The sequence below is a fragment of the Lysinibacillus sp. Bpr_S20 genome, from assembly GCF_023337835.1.
In the GTDB taxonomy this organism is placed as follows: domain Bacteria; phylum Bacillota; class Bacilli; order Bacillales_A; family Planococcaceae; genus Lysinibacillus.
On the sequence record NZ_JALNLQ010000001.1, the window covers coordinates 115,122 to 130,957 of the forward strand.

16 protein-coding genes are annotated in these 15,836 nt (G+C 35.1%); 14 read left to right on the forward strand and 2 right to left on the reverse strand.

Annotation, left to right across the window (positions count from 1 at the left end; genetic code table 11):
- Positions 1–3: 3 nt before the first annotated feature.
- The 3 genes from MWJ95_RS00580 (at position 4) to MWJ95_RS00590 (ending at position 3,120) form a co-directional block, all read left to right on the forward strand.
- Positions 4–633: a hypothetical protein gene (locus MWJ95_RS00580; protein ID WP_249074258.1), complete on the forward strand. Its 630-nt coding sequence runs from the start codon at positions 4–6 to the stop codon at positions 631–633.
- Complete coding sequence (locus MWJ95_RS00585; protein WP_249074257.1) at positions 626–1,522, forward strand: sensor domain-containing diguanylate cyclase; 897 nt, start codon at positions 626–628, stop codon at positions 1,520–1,522. Before MWJ95_RS00580 ends, MWJ95_RS00585 begins: the two co-directional genes overlap by 8 nt.
- 545 nt (positions 1,523–2,067) lie before the next feature.
- Positions 2,068–3,120, forward strand: a complete 1,053-nt coding sequence (locus MWJ95_RS00590) for a Fic family protein (RefSeq protein ID WP_249074255.1) — start codon at positions 2,068–2,070, stop codon at positions 3,118–3,120.
- 204 nt (positions 3,121–3,324) lie between these two features.
- On the opposite strand, the gene MWJ95_RS00595 is transcribed toward MWJ95_RS00590, so the two are convergent.
- Positions 3,325–4,092 carry a sulfite exporter TauE/SafE family protein gene (locus MWJ95_RS00595; RefSeq protein ID WP_249074254.1) on the reverse strand — a complete coding sequence of 256 codons (768 nt, stop codon included), beginning with the start codon at positions 4,090–4,092 and terminating at the stop codon, positions 3,325–3,327.
- Positions 4,093–4,196: 104 nt separating this feature from the next.
- Here MWJ95_RS00595 and MWJ95_RS00600 point away from each other — a divergent pair, with 104 nt between their 5' ends.
- Positions 4,197–5,090 (forward strand): LysR family transcriptional regulator, encoded by an 894-nt coding sequence (locus MWJ95_RS00600; protein WP_249074253.1) that lies wholly within the window; start codon positions 4,197–4,199, stop codon positions 5,088–5,090.
- 138 nt (positions 5,091–5,228) lie between these two features.
- Positions 5,229–5,624: a VOC family protein gene (locus tag MWJ95_RS00605; protein ID WP_249074252.1), complete on the forward strand. Its 396-nt coding sequence runs from the start codon at positions 5,229–5,231 to the stop codon at positions 5,622–5,624.
- A 143-nt stretch (positions 5,625–5,767) separates the two neighbouring features.
- Here MWJ95_RS00605 and MWJ95_RS00610 read toward each other — a convergent pair whose 3' ends face one another.
- Positions 5,768–6,625, reverse strand: a complete 858-nt coding sequence (locus MWJ95_RS00610) for a LysR family transcriptional regulator (protein ID WP_249074251.1) — start codon at positions 6,623–6,625, stop codon at positions 5,768–5,770.
- A 134-nt stretch (positions 6,626–6,759) separates the two neighbouring features.
- Between MWJ95_RS00610 and MWJ95_RS00615 the strand changes: the two genes are divergently transcribed.
- The 9 genes from MWJ95_RS00615 (at position 6,760) to MWJ95_RS00655 (ending at position 15,541) form a co-directional block, all read left to right on the forward strand.
- Complete coding sequence (locus MWJ95_RS00615) at positions 6,760–7,704, forward strand: DMT family transporter (RefSeq protein ID WP_249074250.1); 945 nt, start codon at positions 6,760–6,762, stop codon at positions 7,702–7,704.
- A 953-nt stretch (positions 7,705–8,657) separates the two neighbouring features.
- Positions 8,658–9,752 carry a sensor histidine kinase gene (locus tag MWJ95_RS00620; protein WP_249103673.1) on the forward strand — a complete coding sequence of 365 codons (1,095 nt, stop codon included), beginning with the start codon at positions 8,658–8,660 and terminating at the stop codon, positions 9,750–9,752.
- Between the two features lie 232 nt (positions 9,753–9,984).
- Positions 9,985–11,346 (forward strand): ethanolamine ammonia-lyase subunit EutB, encoded by a 1,362-nt coding sequence (locus MWJ95_RS00625; protein ID WP_249074248.1) that lies wholly within the window; start codon positions 9,985–9,987, stop codon positions 11,344–11,346.
- A gap of 15 nt (positions 11,347–11,361) precedes the next feature.
- Positions 11,362–12,219, forward strand: a complete 858-nt coding sequence (eutC, locus tag MWJ95_RS00630; RefSeq protein WP_249074247.1) for an ethanolamine ammonia-lyase subunit EutC — start codon at positions 11,362–11,364, stop codon at positions 12,217–12,219.
- A 33-nt stretch (positions 12,220–12,252) separates the two neighbouring features.
- Positions 12,253–12,690 (forward strand): response regulator, encoded by a 438-nt coding sequence (locus MWJ95_RS00635; protein ID WP_249074246.1) that lies wholly within the window; start codon positions 12,253–12,255, stop codon positions 12,688–12,690.
- Positions 12,691–13,015: 325 nt separating this feature from the next.
- On the forward strand, positions 13,016–13,477 hold the full coding sequence (locus MWJ95_RS00640) for a hypothetical protein (protein WP_249074245.1): 462 nt from the start codon (positions 13,016–13,018) through the stop codon (positions 13,475–13,477).
- A 16-nt stretch (positions 13,478–13,493) separates the two neighbouring features.
- A complete protein-coding gene (locus tag MWJ95_RS00645; RefSeq protein ID WP_249074244.1) occupies positions 13,494–13,802 on the forward strand; it encodes a hypothetical protein in 309 nt (102 codons plus the stop codon).
- A 2-nt stretch (positions 13,803–13,804) separates the two neighbouring features.
- The gene (locus MWJ95_RS00650; protein ID WP_249074243.1) at positions 13,805–15,070 is read left to right on the forward strand and encodes a glutathionylspermidine synthase family protein; all 1,266 of its coding nucleotides are present in this window, start codon (positions 13,805–13,807) and stop codon (positions 15,068–15,070) included.
- A 57-nt stretch (positions 15,071–15,127) separates the two neighbouring features.
- Positions 15,128–15,541, forward strand: a complete 414-nt coding sequence (locus tag MWJ95_RS00655) for a DUF350 domain-containing protein (protein WP_249074242.1) — start codon at positions 15,128–15,130, stop codon at positions 15,539–15,541.
- The last annotated feature ends 295 nt before the right edge of the window (positions 15,542–15,836 follow it).

Below are 15,836 nucleotides of genomic sequence, written 5' to 3' on the forward strand. Positions count from 1 at the left end.
TTGTTGACAACTACACAAGAGGATATTCTGAAAGAGTTGTATAATGTATTTGTGGGCGAGGCAGCTAACTTATTATCAGAAATTCTTCAAAAAAGAATTTTTTTGTCAGTTCCAGAGATAAAGTTACTAGGGTTACATGAATTAAAGTCTGGCGAGCAAGAAGTGCTGAATCCTGTCATAAATGGTACAGTACTATCTACCTCTTTAAGGTTTGGTAATGTCTTTTCTGGTAGAGCAGATTTTATTTTTCCAGCAGAGCAAATTAAATATTTGACTGCACTTTGCTTAGGGGAAGAGTATACAGAAGAGAATGAAGAGCTTTCATTTAATGATGAGGATTTTGATGTTGTAAAGGAAATAGGTAATATTATTCTAAATTCCATTATGGGCGGTATGGGAAGCCTGATGGAGATGAAGCTTGAGTATGATGTGCCGCAGGTGATTTTACATAATGCAGGAGAGTTTTATAAAACACTTACGAGCTCAGGGGATAGCAATGTATTATTACTTTATGTAAGTTTTGATATAGACAACTCGAAGGTGCTAGGCATCATTTTAATTAAGTTTTCATTAGAATCAATCGAATTTTTAATTCGAAAAGTGGATGAGATTAGTAGGGATTTGGATGAATGATTTATATATAGCGATCGTTAATCAGCTAGATAATGGCATTATATTATTGGATGAAAAATTGAACATTCAATTATGGAATAAATGGTTAGTCAAGTACACAGGTAAAAGTGAAGAAGAGGTTAAAGGGTTACCTATAACAACAGTTGTTCCACGCTTGGATAAAAAGATTTATGCCTATATGTTTGAAAAGGCTTTGCTAGATGAACAAAAAAGCTTTTGTTCAGCAGCAATGCATCAATATTTTGTTGAAAGAAAGTGTGCGAAGATGAAGCCGCCTCGTCAAAATATATTAATTCAACATATACAAGTAGAGCATACATCGTATTTAATGATAGAAGTATATGATGTATCGAATCACTTTAAGCGCATTCAAAACTTAAATAAGCATATAAAAAGTTCAGTTGATTTTTCCAAAAGCTTGGAGCACTTTGTTTATTATGATAGTTTAACGAATTTACCGAATCGAAAATTTGTATTGGACCGTTTGGAGCGTTTAATCGAAGAAGAGGCTAAGCTATTTTCGCTATTTTTCATAGATTTGAATGGCTTTAAAGCTGTAAATGACCAATATGGACATCTACAGGGGGATTTATTACTTCAAATGTTTGCAGAACGGTGCAAACATTTTACTCAAAAGCAGGAAGTCTTTGCACGACTTGGCGGAGATGAATTCGTGTTATTAGTTGAACATATGACCACTGCAAATGCGGTGGAACAGTATAAAGCCAAAATACATGAGTTATTACGAGAGCCGTTTATCATTGAGGAACATCAAATTGTCATTTCAGCAAGTATTGGCTGTGCATGTTTTCCACAAGATGGGACTACAGCGAGGCAATTATTAAGTGTTGCGGATTATCAAATGTATCTTCAAAAAGCAAAGAAATAACATTAATGAATATTGCCGAACTTCATTTTGGTGTAAAGCGGCACAAATTGACCTGTTTTTAGGGAACTCTCCCACTTTCGTAGTAAAATTGTAGCGATTTGATATAAAAATAGTATAAAGTGTTGGAGTAATCAAATAAATGGCACTCTTGTTTTGGATATAAGTATTGTACCAAAACAAGAGTGTTTTTTGTTTTGCTTGAGATCAGGGTTACGAAAAAAAGGGGAAAAGGTTGAATGATATAAGTATTTAAAATTCTATAATAGTTATCTAATTAATGAATGTGATAAAAATATAGGAAAATTACACAGAAATGTCACAAAAATAATAAAAATAGCAGTACATTTAGAAGATACTATTCCGATATTCAATAGTATCTAAGGCCATTTACGATAGATCCATTGGAATAAAAAGAATATAATCCTCTTTCTTTAGAAAGTAAAAGCTCTATTAAATCGGATGTTATTTGAATGGTAATTTCGAATAATATTAGGGATAAATATTATTGTAATAGAGCATTAAGAGATAGTAACAGGAGGAACAAAATGAGGGATTTTTTCGAAGATCAGTACAGATATATTGATCAGCAACTAATAAACTTAGTCAGTGAAATTAGTGAATATAAAGGGATGTTGACAGCTTATAAAGAGCAAAGGCCGGATATATTCACTAGCCTTGAAAACGCTATACCCCTACAATACATAAAAAACTATATTTCGGTTTATAAGGATATAAAAGTTTCAAATAAGCGATTAAAAGAACTTATTTTAGATGATAGGATACCCCAATCAATTTCGGAAGATGCGATATATTGTTATTATGAAACATTGACACTTGTACATAAAAAATCCTGTACTTTTTCTATAAGTCCAGAAACTATACAAGAATTGCATTTTCAATTAATTCATTATCATACCTCTGATAGTGCAAAATGGCGCCAAAAACCGTTTTCCATTCCAGAAATACCTGAAATCCCCGAAAATGGGATGCACACGATTTGTTATCATCCTCTTCCATCAGAAAATATTCCACAGGCTGTAGAACAATTATGCAACCAGTACAATTTATTAATCCGCAAAAAAGAGTTACCTACACTTATATTGATAGCTCGTTTTATATTGAATCTTTATTGCATAATCCCTTTTAATCAAGGTAATGGTAGATTAACACTAATGTTCATGCAATTACTTTTAGTAAAAAGCGGACATACATTTGTAAAATATGTATGTTTAGATGAATATATAAAAAAAAGAGAAATAGAATACTATGAAGCCATTTTTAAATCTTCGGTGCATTGGTATTGTAATGGGCATAATATTAACTTCTGGTTAAAAGAGTTCTTAATGATTATATTAGAGGCTTATAAAGATTTACATAGCAGAGTACTAGATTCAATATGTAAACAAACGAAGGTAGATCGAATTCAGAATTTCATTCATAATCAACAACAACCTTTTACAAAAGATTGTATTCGAAGCATTTATCCAGATATAGCCGAAAGCACAATTAGTAAAGCATTAACTGATTTGCAATTATTAGGTGAAATTAAACTTATTTCAAAAGGGAGAAATGCGCGCTGGATGAAAGTCCAATCTTAGTCTATACCTTTTCAGGTCGGGCTAAAAGTTTATACTAAACCTGCTGATGAATAAAAGAGCGAGAAGTTAGCCCCTTCTCGCTTGCTTTGCGTACCGAAACTTGTACAATAAAACGTTGAAGAAAACCCATTTAGCAACGATTTCTTGCATGATTGCGACATTTAACTATAAAACTTACAATAAGTGAGGCACAGATAGCGTGATTTATAATAGCAAATCTGATACGACCTGAATAATCAGTAAGAAAAAAATGATTGGTAATAAAATTTGAATCCATCTTGTTTTGATGTAAGGAATGACCTTTAAACCTAAGAACGAGCCAACAATAGAGCCAATTGAAACAGGAATGGCGATTCCCCAATTAACAATGCCCGTAAAGTAGTAAAAGAAAAAGGCACCTGTACAACTTGAAAACGTAATAATTCTTGTTAACTCAACTGCTTTTATATAGGTATATTGCTTTTTTAGATGATAGGTTACATTCATTAGAGCTGAGCCTGGTCCAAAACCACCGTCATATATTGAGACTGCAAACGGAATGAGTTTATTAATTGGTTGTTCATCTGTTTCTTTTATATCCTTTACCATAAATTTATTACTGCAAAGTACGATGAAAAATGAGAAAATTAAGAATATACAAGCTGCAATATTCATGATTTGTTCTGATAATCGAGTGGCTAAATATGCGCCAAATACACCACCAAAACTAGCAATCATCATTAAAGATGTGAATTTTTTTAACGATAAATGTCCTTTAATTACAAATGATACGACATTTGATAGAGCAGAAATTCCTGTCGCAAATTTATTAACTGCTACAGTTGTATGTACCGGAATGCCAATAAGTAACATGGCAGGCAACAAGATAAAACCTGCAGCGCCGAAAAGAACACCAATGATTGCTGCAAGTAAGCCAATTGTTAATAAGATAAATCCATTTATCGAAAACCATTCCTGTAGTAAAATTTCCATCAAATCACCTCTAAACTTAAATTACAGCTAAATAATACATAAAACAAATATATAATAATTGCTTATTCATAAATTTAATTTATGGATAGAAAGGTGTGAATAAAATGAATTTGCATGCGTTAAGGATTTTTACGAATGTAGCAAAACATGGGGGAATTACCGCAGCAGCCAATAAAATGCTGCTTAGTCAACCAGCTGTCACAATTCAAATACGGAAATTAGAGAGCGAAATAGGGACAAAATTGATTGAAGGAAAAGGACGAGGCATTCAATTAACCCCTGAGGGGAAGTTTTTGTATGAGCAAGGAATGCGTTTATTTTATTTAGAAGCACAAATTGATGAAAAGCTCGGAAAATTTTTAGCGAAAGAAGAAAAATTACATATTGCTTCTTCCTATATACCAATAAACTATATACTCCCGCCTATGATCGCAGCGTATAAGCTTGCTAATCCTCACATTGAATTTTTCGTGTCATTAGGCAATGTAAAATCTGTGGAAGAGCAAGTTCTGAGCTATGAAGTAGATCTTGGTTTTGTCGTGCAAAATAAAATGGGTCACCCTGATTTACAGTTTGAAAAAATACTAGATATCCCGTTTTGGTTTGTAGTTCACCCATTGCATTCTTTGGCAAATCAAACTGTCTCCATTTATGAATTATCGAATGAGGACTTTATTTATCGGGAACGTGGTAGCTCGACACTTGATTTATTGGAGGCCGTTTTTTATACGTTTAACAGTCCATTACCTAAATTAGGACTTCAAATGCAGGGCTTACATGAATCGATTAAAGTAGTGGAAGCAGGGTACGGTATGACTTTAGCACCGTCCTACAGTGTCACTGAAAGTATAACAAATGGGAAACTAGCTCGGGTGTATGTAGAACATGCAGATATTCAGCAAAGTTTATTTATATGTACACGCAAATCAGATATAGAAGAACATCCATTTATTCAGTATTTAAAAGATTATTTAAATGCTATAAATCCTCCAATTTAAAAGAAATAGAACCAAAATCGGGAACAAGCATTGGAATTTTTCATAGAATTTTTTTTTATTTCCATTCTTTGTAATAATAATATATAGTAATTGTACTCAAACACAGTGAGTAATTTAATTCTTTATTAGGAGGGTATTATGGGCAGATTAGTTCATTTTGAAATTCATGTAAGTGATATGGAACGAGCAAAGGAATTTTATGGAGAGGTATTCGGATGGTCATTTCAAGATTGGAGTGATTATGCAGGTATGCCTTACTTTGGTGCAGTGACTGGTAATGAAGAAGAACCTGGAGTAAATGGCGCTTTAATGCAACGTCAAGGTGCTTCTCCGGAACCAAATCAAGCTGTAAATGGATTTGCATGTACAATGGGTGTGGAAAATTATGATGTAACGGAAGCAAAAATTCTTGAGCATGGTGGCACGGTTGCAATGCCAAAATATGCTCTACCGGGAATGGCTTGGCAAGGATACTATATTGATACTGAGGGTAATCTATTCGGTATTCATCAACCAGACAAAAATGCAAAATAAAGTTCACGATAGGTAAAAAATATGCAGTCTTAGGAGCGGCAATTTTAAAAGCCTGACTAAGACTGCGAGAAGCTGTTTAACTGAAAATTAAACAGCTTTATTTATTATCACTCCGAGTTGGTTCTTCTCCGGGCTTAATAACCCTATATACGCTGATGCTCCGCAATTGTTTTTAAAAAACAGTCCATCGAGTTTGTCATATATGCATCTTTTCGTCGTATAAAGACGGTTGAAATTGTACCGTATTTTTTAGGAATTGGATGACAATAAACCTTGCCTGTAGTAGAAAGGTGTTCAGCAACTGATTGTGGTACAAGTGTCACGCCAAGACCGATGGCAACACTGTTTAAAATTGTCTCTAATATATTAAATTCCATGATTCTTTTTGGTAGTAAACCTTCATCTTGAAGCCAAAGTTCTAGCTTGGAACGATAGCCGCAACCTTTATTAGAAACAAGGATTGGTGTAGTCATAAATTCCTCTATACGAAAGGATTTGTTTTGTGAGATGAGAACGAGATTTTCAGTATATACATCATATTGTTCTAAAACTGGATGTTTAATGGGTCCAGTTATAAAAGCCCCATCTAATTGGTGATCTGCTACTTCTTTAATGAGTTCCTCAGTTAAACCTGCTTTCAGCGTTAAATCGACATTTGGATACCCTTTATAGTAAGAAGCTAGAATGGTTGGCAATATACTCACTGTTTCGACTGTACCGATTTTTAATGTACCAGTCGGCGTATCACTATCTAAAAATACTTGTTTCATTTCTTCAACATCTTGCAAAATCTTATTAACGTATGTAAGCATTTTGCGCCCTTCTGGATTCAAGGTCATCCCCTTTTTATGACGATAAAAAAGTGGCGTTTTGAGCTCCTTTTCTAATAGTTTAATGCGTGCAGTTACATTGGATTGTACATAATTTAATTCTTTTGCAGCATGGCTAACGCTTTGGTGATTTGCGACGCTTTTGAAAATCTGTAAATCTCGTAGTTCCATCGAGCACTCCCCCTTAAAAACTATCATTATAAATGATAGTTAATATCACTTTCAATCATTTTACGTGATGTATTTTCTTTTTTATAATTCTCATTGTGAATTTCATAGTAGTTATATAGAAACGAGGAAAAACAGTGAGAAAAAGTCAAATAATAATAGGCATGATGGCTTGTTTAATTGCAAGTATGTCATGGGGAGCCATGTTCCCAGTAGCAGATCATGCACTTGAATATATAAATCCGCTCTATTTTTCAACTATTCGATATGGCGCGGTATCGATTGTATTAGTCATTTTATTATGGATGAAGGAAGGTAAAAAAGCGTTTCGATTAGAAGGGAAAGGTAAACTACTCGTCTTTTTTGGGATCATGGCGTTTACTGTTTACAATGTGCTTGTTTTTCTAGGCCAGATGTTAATGGGGGAATCGGGTGTTATGGTAGCGTCGATTATGGAGGCACTCATGCCGATGATTTCGATCGCTATTCTATGGGGGTATAAACAAGTGAAACCGAAGAAGTATATGATTAATAGTATGATCATTGCTTTTATTGGCGCTATTTTTGTTATTACAAAAGGCGATATGAGTTTCTTTCTTACTCTGAAACACAATCTAGTTTCGCTAGCATTCGTTTTAATAGGTGTTGTCGGATGGGTGGTATATACAATGGGCGGTCAAACATTTAAAGATTGGTCTACTCTCCGCTACTCTACATTAACATGTGTTTTTGGTACAGCTGTCACAGGTATCATTACAATGATTACTACGATGCAAGGATATGTATCAGTCCCAAGTTCGGAAACGATTTTTGCGATAAAATATGATTTATTGTTTATGATGATACTGCCAGGTATTGTAGCATTGCTTAGTTGGAATTATGGTGTAAAAATCCTATCATCTATTAATGGCATTCTATTTATTAATTTCGTTCCAATTACTACATTTGTGATTATGATGTTACAAGGATATAACATAACAATCTTTGATATAGTAGGAACGCTACTTGTTATTTCGGCTCTTATTTGGAATAACATATGTCAGCGCAGAGAAGAAAACATGAATACGCAGGTTGTGCAATAATTGTTGCTAAAATAATTTGTAATAAAGGCATCCAATCTGGCGAAGCATTTTATTTTTTGGCTTAACAATATTGTAGATCGCCATGTAAGGACTTAAATTAAGGGTTTCTTGATTTAAATCATCAGGGGCATCACCTGCACAATTCTTTTAAAGGAAAGCGTGACTATAATAATAGTAGGATACATTGCGTTGTTTGTAGAAGCATCGCTCGCTCGCGGAAAGCGAGCGGAATGCTTCGGAAAACAACAAAAGATGTAAATTGCAATTTAATTCAAATAAAAGTTGCGAATTGGAGGAATGACATTTCGTCCATTGTCTAATTCTGTTCTTAACTCTTCTTATATTATCTCGTAATTTGCCATGTATGGACTTAAATTAAGGGTTTCTTGATTTAAATCATCAGGGGCATCACCTGCACAATTCTTTTAAAGGAAAGCGTGATTAAAATAATAGTAGGATACATTGCGTTGTTTGTAGAAGCATCGCTCGACTCCTGCGGGAAAGCGAGACAGACGAGACCCCGCACGAAGCGAAGCGTAGGAGGAGGCTCGACGCTCGCCCGCGGAAAGCGAGCGAAATGCTTCGGAAAACAACAGTAGGGTCACAGTGGCAAATGAAAAAAGCGAGGTATTCAACGATTTCATCTTGAATACCCTGTGAAGTGAGAAGATCTGGACTTTTTCAGTGCCCTCAATTTAAAACATGCTCTTTCTTTATTTCATGTAAATGTTATAAAATATTATGAATAGTGGGAAAAAATGAAATAATCAGATATGTCAAGTGGGATAGTTTTGATCATGTACGATTAATTGTCTTTAATTATATATACAAGCCAATGATGGAACTAAAAAAGGAGAGTTTAATCATACTACGTAATCTATCCAGATTTTTTTGTCATGTTGTACCCATTTTACTTTTAGTTATAGTGTTTGGAAAACGCAGGGGGGACGCATATGATGTTGGGACTTTTAGATTTAGAACGAATGACAAGTTTATCAAACGAACAGTGTGAAATTATCGTTGATATGGCTAAAAATCTTCAAATAATAGCTGATCTTTCTCAAGCAGATATTTTTATTAATTGTCTGTTGAAAGAACAGAACGCATCTTTAGTTGTAGCTGAAGCAAAGCCCACTACTATAGCATCTTTATATAAAAAAAGTATGTTATGGCTGATAGCATATGAAGAAATGGAGCCGGGTGTTTTATTTAGTTTAAAAACGGGAAAACCCATTTTTGGATCAAGAGGCATTACGGAAGAGCGCGGAATCATGCAGCAAGATATTGTTCCGATAAAAGACTCGCAAGGGGACACTATAGCCGTACTAATTAAGGAAAGAGATATTTCACATGAAGTTCGGAATGAAAAAAATATAGAACACTTTATGAAAGCAACTAATAGTGAAGACAAGCAACGTGTATTCCAAGCTATTGTCGTTCGGGAAATGCATCATCGCGTTAAAAATAATTTACAGGTTATTTCTAGTTTGCTACGGTTACAAATGCTACGCACTCAATCAGAAGAAGTAGCTGAGGTATTTCACGATAGCATATCGCGTATATCTAGTATGGCGTTAGTACATGATTATTTGGCCCATCGGGGAATTGAGGAAGCGGATATTAAACTTTTAATACAACAAATTGCAACGTTGTTAATTTCTTCGTCAGTTATTCCAGGTCAACATATTACTGTTTCGGTTGAAGGGGAATCTGTATTCTGTCCTTCAGATAAAGCGACAGCTATCGTCCTGATTGTTAATGAGTTAGTTCAAAATAGCATTAAACATGCTTTTCCATCACAAAATGTCGGAAAAATTGATATAAATTTGAGGCGACGAAAACAAATGGTTACGATTACTGTAACGGATGATGGTTGTGGAATGGGTGATTCTTTTTCTATAGGCGATATTTCTTCTTTAGGATTTCAGCTTGTCAATATGTTAGTTGAAGAGAGTATGCAAGGGGTTCTTTCATTCCCTCTGTGCGACAAAGGGACAAAAGTTTCAGTAACCTTTCCGATAATCGCTACCCAAGAAAATGAATACTAGTTGGTAAAATAGATTACGGCTTATTACCAAAGGCCCCAAATAAAGTTTAAAACAAATGGTGATATTGTTTTCAAACTATTTACAAAATATTTGCGGGTAGTGTAGAATGAACTAAAATAATATCTTAGGCAAAGGCGCCTTTCACGCCCGAAGAATATTTTCTTCAGGGATAAGTGAAAGCGCTTTTTTTCATTTGGTAGGAATCTTAACCATATAAAAGGGGTGTGAAGTAATGAAATTGTCTTGTGTGGTAAAAGGAACTCATTATTCGTTTTCGTCGGTAAGGGAGGTACTTGCTAAAGCAAGTGAAGCAAAGTCGGGGGATGTGATGGCACGTATAGCTGCGGAATCGTCGCTGGAGCGCATGGCTGCGAAAGTAGTACTTAGTGAGATGCAGCTGAAAGATATTTATGAAAATCCGGTTATTCCGTATGAGATCGATGAAGTAACACGGTTGATTTATGATGATATTAGCGACACGATTTACAAGGATATTCAAAGTTGGACGGTCGGTGAGCTGAGAAATTATATTTTGTCATCTGATACAGGTAGAGATCAGTTATTAAAGCTTTCGAGGGGACTTACAAGTGAAATGATTTCAGCAGTTGCCAAGCTGATGTCAAGCATCGATCTTGTTCTTGCTTCACAGAAAATGAAATATCAAGCACATTGCAATACGACAATCGGAGAGCCTGGCCGTTTAGCATTTCGTTGTCAGCCCAATCATCCAAATGATGTTCCAGAAGGAATTTTGTATTCAATAAAGGAAGGGTTGTCCTATGGGGCAGGTGATGCAGTTATTGGTATCAATCCGAATGTGGATACGATTGAATCCGTCAAAAAGCTGTTGACCCTTTCACATGAATTTATTGAGAAATGGCAAATTCCAACACAAAATTGTGTTTTAGCCCATATAACAACACAAATGGAAGCATTAAAGCAGGGGGCGCCTATCGCGCTTATGTTTCAAAGTTTAGCAGGTACACAAAAAGGAAATGAGGCATTCGGTATATCTAAAAAAATTCTTGATGAGGGCTATGAGATGATGGCTCGATATGGTACATCTGCAGGTCCGAACTTTATGTATTTTGAAACAGGACAAGGTTCGGAAGTATCTTTAAATGCTGCCTATGGGGTAGATATGCAAACGCTTGAATCAAGAAGTTATGGTTTTGCACGACACTGGAAGCCATTCATGGTGAATACCGTTTCTGGCTTTATTGGACCGGAAACACTTTATGATGGGCGCCAATTAATTAGAGCGGATCTTGAAGATGGATTTATGGGGAAATTGCATGGCTTGCCAATGGGGATGGCTCCAACTTACACAAATCATATGGATGCCGATCAAAATGATCAGGAAGTTTCTGGTATCATAACAGCAGTTGCAGGAGCGAATTTTTACATGGGGGTACCGGGCGGAGATGATGTCATGCTGAATTATCAAGATACAAGCTATCACGATGATGCTAGTTTGCGTGAGATGCTTGGCTTACGACCGCTTCGAGAATTTGAAAAATGGTTGGAGAAAATGGGACTAATGGAAAATGGAAGGCTGACAAAACGTGCAGGCGATTTATCAATTTTTGATTGAGGAGGGTGGGGCAAAATGGATATTCAAGAAATTGTTCAACGAGTAGTAGAAGAAGTGAAGAAAAACATGAATTCGCCAAAAACTATTACCAATCAAAATAAAGAAGAACCTATATTATTTCCAGAGGATCGTATAAAAGGGGTAGATAAGCCACACAATGCTGCATCTATTGAACGAGCACAAAGTATTACACCCGCTCGTATTGGTATTGGTCGATCTGGAACCCGTATGTTAACGACAAGCTATTTACAATTTTTAATTGATCATGCAGCTGCACAGGATGCTGTATTAAGAGATGTAAGTGATGATTTTCTTCAGCGTATGGGTTTGCATAAGCTTGAGACGAAAGCTAGTGATATGAAATCTTACTTAATGGATTTAGATGCTGGTCGAAAGTTATCCGATGCATCTATTCAATATCTTGAGAACAACGGGGATAAAGGCAAAGATGTTCAAATTATAGTTTGTGATGGATTGAGTTCCTCTGCTGTAGAGGCCAATGTAGTGGATTTACTGCCTGCTTTAATACAAGGGTTAAAATTAAAAAATATAAGTGTCGCAAAGCCGTTTTTTATTAAGAGAGGGCGTGTATGGGTGCAAGACGAAGTAGCTGAAATTGTTAATTGTAACCTTGTCATTTCATTGATTGGTGAAAGGCCCGGTCTAAATACAGATGAAAGCTTGAGTGCCTACATGATATATAGGCCTACTGAAAAAACAGTTGAAGCTGATCGGACGGTCATTTCAAATATCCATAAAGATGGATTGACATCCGTTGAAGCGGGTGCCTATCTATCCGATTTAATTGAACAAATGCTTCTTGCTAAGTGTACAGGAGTGTCCTTTACGCAACAAAGGAATTTGCATATGTAGTATTCTTCCGTTTCAGAAAGGTTGTGATGTACTATGAAAAAAAGGATTCTGATTGCTGAGGACGAACCAATTATTAGACTGGACTTAAAAATGATGCTTCTGAATAACGGCTTTGAGGTGGTAGGGGTAGCAGGAGATGGGGATCGTGCGATTGAACTCGCTTTTAAGTTGAAACCGGATCTTGTGTTAATGGATATAGAAATGCCAAAACTAAATGGTTTAAAAGCAAGTGAGGTGATTGGTCGTCAGCTAGATATACCCGTATTGTTGATTACGGCATACAGCCAAAAAGAAATTATAGAAAAGTCTAGGCAAGATAATATTTTAGGATATCTCATTAAACCCGTTTCTGAAGCTAACTTAATCCCAGCGATGATGATTGCGCTTCAACAAGCTAAGAGGACACAGACGATAAAACAATCTTTACAACTCACTCAAGAACAGATTCAAAAGCGAAAGATGGTTAAATAAAAAAGCGTTCTACATCAAGGGCTTTAAGTTTATAGTAATAAATGTTCAAGCTTAATCTCACTTATAATAGAAAGATTAAATCTTTCTGTTATAAGTGAGATTTTTATATTCAAAAATCCTTATATATCGCTAAATAATAAACCTCTTTTTCCTAAATTAACACAACTGTAAGTTCAGTTTAGTAGAATAATATGAAACTAATTATAATTCGCAGTCGTATAGAGTATAAGGAGCTATGGATAAGAAGATCTACATACGATAGTTAGTTTTAGCCATTTAAATGGCGGTTCGAATAGCTATCAATATTTATAAAGGGAAGTGTGTTATGCATTTTGAAGGTGCAATGTTAGAATATCGTTTGCAAAAAGAGAAAGACATATTTGAACCAATCTATTATTATACTAATATTGATTTACCACAAATTTTAACTAGACGAGAATGTGAATTTTTTATTAAAGAAGGGAAGACTTATCAACAACTGTCTTCTGCTATTGAGGATGGATTATTTGTAATTTATGTGAAATTGTATGAAGAAACTCCAATGGACATGAATGAACCCTTTAATGAAGGTATTAAACTAGAATTTCGTGAATTAAATGCCTATAAAAATCATCCGCTTATAACATTTGAATATATGGCGAATCATTTAGATATTTTAAGTATTATCGGCAGTATATATACATATATCGAGGACAAGGAATGGGAGCGGGACTCAGCTGAAATTGATGAAGACCGAGGCGTATATGTTTTATATGTTAAGCCAACAGGATATACGCTTGTAACATAGGGAGAGGATTTTTAGAATGAATAAGACAAAGAAAATGATGACAGGTGCATTAGCAGCTGCGGCTTTAGTAACACTGTCAGCTTGTGGGGACGAAAGGGGATATGAAGAGCCAACTGGAACGGATTGCGATGATTGGGATTGGGATAGTGAGACGGGTACGTATTATTGCGATGATAGTCATTCAACACATGCCGGGGGTTACTATTATGGAGGAAATTATTATAAATCAAAAAATTCGTTACAAGAAAGTGCTGATTACAAAAGTTATGCATCGAATTACAAATCAGGTATAGGTAGTGGTTCAAAAGGCGGTTTTGGAGGGTAAAGATGAACAAATTCCGTGAGGATCGGCAACAGTTTTTTAGCCAGATAAAAGATTTTTGGCATGATATATATGGTATGGAATATGCCCTCTTTGATATTAAGAAAGAAAGTGCTGAAACGATCCAGAAGATCCGTCAAGCAACCGACGAGATTGGTCATATTTTTTATAAGTCTGCTGCTTTGTTGCGTATGGTAGATGATGACACACTTTTGGGGCTTGGATTTCCCACTGAAACTCACTCTTTCATCCGTTTACAAACACTTCCAGTAGAAAGTGTCATCGCTCGTTTAGATTTAGTAGTGACAGAGGAACAAGTAAAAGTGCTTGAAATAAACGCAGATACACCTACGTTTATAAAAGAAACTTTTTTTGTGAATGGGAAAGTGTGTAAACAGTTTGAGATGGAAAATCCAAACGACGGATACGAAGATCAATTAAAACAAGCAATTTTGAAAGCTGTAACGTCGTCGCTTCATTCGAGGGGAAGGAATGGAGCTAACAATATTGTTTTCGCTGCACACTCGGAGCATGAAGAAGATAAACTGACAACGATGTATTTAAAAGAACTCACTGGATTAAAAAGTCAGTATATGGACTTTCAACAATTACAACTTTTAGATAAGCCGATTTTAGAAAATGAAGAAGTTGTCTTACCACAAGGTCTGTATGATATATACGGAGAAAAAATCGATGTTTTATATAGACAAACGTATCCAATTGAACATTTAATATATGATGAAGATCCCTTGACGAAAGAAAAAGTAGGTCAATCGTTAATGAAGCTAGTTAAACAACAAGACTTAGCCATTGTAAATCCTCCTTCTGCTTTTTTACTACAATCGAAGGCAATAATGGCGCTTATTTGGGGGCTACACGAGGAACAGCATTCTTTTTATACACGTGAAGAACATAACGCGATACATAAATATTTTTTACCAACATATCTAGATCCAGATGTGTTTTTACAACAGGGACAAAGTTTTGTAAAAAAGCCTGCATTTGGCCGTGAAGGAGATACTGTCGAGATTTTTTCAAATACAGGTAAAAAAATTGCGGAAGATATTCATAAAACCTATAAAGATGAACTTCCTGTATATCAACAGTTTATAGAGCTACCTCAAACTACTATTCAAACAGAACGAGGCACCAAACGAGTACATTATATGTATGGTTGCTTTTATATAAATGGTAAGGCAAGTGCAATGGGCATTCGCGCAGGGGGACAAATTACAGATAACGAATCTTATTTTTTACCAATAGGTTATTAGAAAATTTTTAAGAGATTGGATCAAACTAAAGTTATCATAAAAGGAGTGTTTAAAGGAATGGGATTTTTCTCATTAGATAGTTTTTTAAATTTTTTATTATATATAGGAACCGGATTTATTCTCATTTTGATTGGTATTGTTGCATTTGCTTGTACAACAAAATTTTCAGAGTGGAAATTAATTAAAGAAGGAAATTTAGCGGTTGCATTAAAGCTATGGGGAAAAGTGATTGGATTAGGCATCACCTTATATACAGTGTGGTCTTCAAGTGTTCATATACTAGATGCATTTATTTGGGGGTTAATCGGAATTGCCACACAAATAGTTGTGTATTTGATTATTGAATACGTGTTAACACCAAAAACAAGCTTGGCGAAAAAAGTTGAAGAAGGAAATACTGCAGTGGGCTTCAGCTTATTTGCTGTGGGCATTACGGTAGGATTAATTATAGCAGGAAGTTTGTCATATTAAGTATTTAATAAATTTATAATAATACATTAAAAAGAGCATGTTTTTTATTAATGAAAAGACATGCTCTTTCTTTGTTTGAAGGTATCAGCCGGACAATGAGCAAGCAAAAAACGATATGCTAGCCATATATAGTTTTCATTAGAATCTCTATAAGAGTATTAAATATTGCGTAACTAATGATTACGTGGGATGTTCTCAAAGTCTACAAATGACGATAAGAACATCCCATTTTTTATTGATATAATTTTTGCACTTCCATTTTACCTCTTCACATTATCGTGTCGTTTCTTTATTT